This window comes from Helicobacter ailurogastricus, from assembly GCF_001282945.1.
In the GTDB taxonomy this organism is placed as follows: Bacteria; Campylobacterota; Campylobacteria; order Campylobacterales; family Helicobacteraceae; genus Helicobacter; species Helicobacter ailurogastricus.
In genome coordinates, this window is the sequence record NZ_CDMG01000002.1 from 576,078 (window position 1) to 578,799 (window position 2,722).

At 46.8% G+C, this 2,722-nt stretch carries 1 protein-coding gene; it reads right to left on the reverse strand.

Annotated features, from left to right (window positions below; all coding sequences use genetic code 11):
* Positions 1-18 precede the first annotated feature (18 nt).
* Positions 19-2,722: putative barnase/colicin E5 family endoribonuclease (locus tag HAL07_RS08015; RefSeq protein ID WP_503089848.1), on the reverse strand; the 2,704-nt coding region annotated here is incomplete at its 5' end.

Below are 2,722 nucleotides of genomic sequence, written 5' to 3' on the forward strand. Positions count from 1 at the left end.
AACGCCGTTTAAAGGCGTTTATTCACGCTCCATAGGGCTATTGGGGTTTTTAGGTTTGTGGTGGTATTGGATGGACATGGGGTAAAAGTGGCTAGGCTGTTTAAGGCTTAGAGGGAAGAGCTCTAATTGATAAATGCCATTGTCTAGCTCTAGGTTTAGCATGTGGTGCCCCTCCTCTAGGCTGTAGGTGCCCTCCTTGATAATCTTATCCACCGCTCTTAAAATCTTTTCTTTGTCTGTGTTGCCTGCAAAAGGCGCTAATGCTGGCTTGCCCCAATAGTAAATATTGGTCTGTGTGTCGCTAGCCCCTCGACCCGCCAATAAATCCACTAACCCCCTTTGGGTGTTGTTGCTTAGGGGCAACTGGTAGCCTATGTCAATCGCGCCTAAGTCTGCCCTATAGTAAGCCCCGGACACTTGTCCGTGCTTTTTCTTGGCGATGAGCTCTAGGGCCTCTAACCCCTTATCTCTGAACTCTGTAAAGTCGTGCCCAAAATGCTTATAGCCCTTGAGCTCTTTAAAAAGTTGCTCTTTAGTCAAAGGCGTGGTGCTTAGGGGCTTTGTAGCTAAAAGGCTTAAATCTTGGTAAGTTTCGTCCTCTGCCTTTTTTAACTCTTCAGGGCTTAGGCTCTTTAGGTAGTTTTTCCCCTGTGCTGTGGTTTGCTTTTTAAGGGGGGTTGTGGTAGAGTCGCTTTCAATGCTAGGCATACGGCCTTCAAGATCAAGGCTTGGAGTCGTGTTAGGGCGTTGGCTGTGGGCTAGCAAAACCTTTTCATTCAATGCCCCCTTTAGCTTCCACATATCAAAAAACCTTAACTTGTCTTGCCCTATTAAAGCCTCTTCAATCACCACCGCATGCCCGTTGATCTGCTTGCCATAGACAATGCGCCCATTATCTTGCACACTTTTAAAGTCGGGGTTTTTGATGTATTCTTGGTAGTGGGCGATGTCCTCTAGCGTGATCGCAATTTGCCCCCGTCTAGCCTCTTTAGCCTCATCGCCGTGTTCACTTAAAGCGTGGAGCACTTGGTGCGCGTCAATCTCTCGAACTAAATCCCTTATTCCCTTAAACTTAAAGGCCTTGGCTAGCTCTTGCGCCTCTATGGGGTCAATTTTAGAAACCCTTAAGCGTTGCTTGTGATTGGCATTGGCTTTTGGGCTTAAATCCCATCCCTCAATATGGCTTTTGATCTCCTGTGGGCTTAAGTCCTCTTTTAGGGTGCTTTTGGTAGGCAAATCCCCTTTTTTTATCGGGGGCTTTCCTCCCCTCGGTGTGTTCTTAGGTGTCTCTTTGGCATCAATGACCTTAAAATCTTGCAAAACCCACCTATATGATCCGCGCTCTTGTGGGCGGGTGTAGGCAATGATTGCTCGTAATTTAAGCCCGCTAGAGTTGAAGGAGGGTTCGTAATCAAAAGCGACACTTGTGGGGGATAGTTTGCTAAATTGGCCTCTTTCTAGGGCATGTTGGATGTAGTCTGCAATGCTTCTATCATTGACACCCTCTAATTTGCCTTCTTTAGCCATCGTAAAAATGCGACTAAGCCCATAATCTGGGGCGGCTACAAGGTCAATATATCCCACTTCGGGGCGCAAATAGGCATTAGGGGTTTGGAGGCTTCTTTGCGGGTTTGATTTAAGCCAGCCGCGCATCTCATTTAAGGACTCTAGATTGTCTTGCACCCACCCGGTTTCATAATTTTTTCGCGCATCGTTGTATTTACGCCCTACAACTATCCCAAAATCAGCATTCATGGGGGTTCTATCATCTACAATAGACAACCCGTCTTGTTGGGCAATCTGTGTGCCATGGCGTTTTTGCATTAAAGCCACAAGCTCTGCTTCTGTTTTGTAGCCTTCTTTTGTGAGCTGCACCCTTTCAGCACTGGACACAAATACGGGTTGTGGCCCTTTGGCCTTAGTTTTTGTAGGGCTTTTTGTAGGGCTTGGGGGGGTGAAGCGATATAACATCACTTCATCGTTAAGATAGGCTTTTCTAATCTTGGCAGGCTCTGTGGGGCCATACTCTAGGATTTCTTTAAATTCTAAATTAAAACGGCCATCGGCTTGACGCGTCAGAGTGGCTAGGTCGTAAAGCTTGTCGGTGTGTCCATTTTCGGGCTTTCGAGTCTGTTTGACAAACAAATACCCCTCTTCTTGCTTAAACACCGCATCGGGGTTTGCAAAGAGGGCTTTAATGCGGGGGTATTTGTCAAAATGCATTTTAAACAATGAGGCAGGCGTGATGGCGATTGTCTCTTCTGGCTTGATCTCTGCAGAAAAGGTGGGGATATAGTCCTGCCCCTTATGAACGCTTAAGTCTCTTTGGAGGACTTTATAAAAGTAGGCTTCTTGTTTGGGACTCTTAAACTTGATTTCTGGCTTAGGCGTTGAGTCTTTATTAAGGGGGGATGTGGTAGAGTCAGTTCTACCCCTCTGAGTAAGATCGGTTCCATACTCAGCCCCTTTGGGGTCGTAGCTTGGTCGGGAATCTGTGCGAGGGGGTTTAACTCCATCCCCGTCTTTATACGCTGTGATTACCCAATGGTTGTTGCCTTGCTCACTCCATCCCCTAGACAATCCGACTCTAAAACTCCCATTCTGATTTTTAAGGCGAATAGTATAAACCCCCGCATTCTCAAGCACTTCTCCCCTCTGCACAATCTCTTCAATGCCATTAGCTACTTTCTCCCCAACATCCGCCCCCTTAAAGCTCTCAAAG